Below are 555 nucleotides of genomic sequence, written 5' to 3' on the forward strand. Positions count from 1 at the left end.
CGCCGCAACCTTGCGGCCGGACAGAAGGGCCTGTCGGTCGCCTTCGACCTCGCCACCCATCGCGGCTATGACTCGGATCATCCGCGCGTCTCCGGCGACGTCGGCATGGCCGGCGTCGCGATCGATTCCATCTACGACATGCGCACGCTGTTCGCCGGCATCCCGCTGGACCAGATGAGCGTGTCGATGACCATGAACGGCGCGGTGCTGCCGATCCTCGCGCTGTTCGTCGCCGCCGCCGAGGAACAGGGCGTACCGCCGGAGAAACTGTCGGGCACCATTCAGAACGACATTCTGAAAGAGTTCATGGTGCGCAACACCTACATCTATCCGCCGGCACCATCGATGCGGATCATCTCCGACATCTTCGCCTATACCTCGCAGCGGATGCCGAAATACAATTCGATTTCGATCTCCGGCTACCACATGCAGGAGGCCGGCGCGACGCAGGACCTCGAGCTCGCCTATACGCTAGCCGACGGCGTCGAATATCTGCGCGCGGGCCTGGCCGCCGGCCTCGACGTCGATCGTTTTGCGCCCCGCCTTTCCTTCTTC

At 63.6% G+C, this 555-nt stretch carries 1 protein-coding gene; it reads left to right on the forward strand.

Translation table 11 applies throughout. The annotated features are described in order from the left end of the window. A partial coding sequence (locus tag NS334_RS16680; protein ID WP_241492012.1) for a methylmalonyl-CoA mutase family protein occupies positions 1 to 555 on the forward strand: 555 nt, incomplete at both ends.

The organism is Sphingomonas endophytica (assembly GCF_001476895.1).
Lineage (GTDB): Bacteria > Pseudomonadota > Alphaproteobacteria > Sphingomonadales > Sphingomonadaceae > Sphingomonas > Sphingomonas endophytica_A.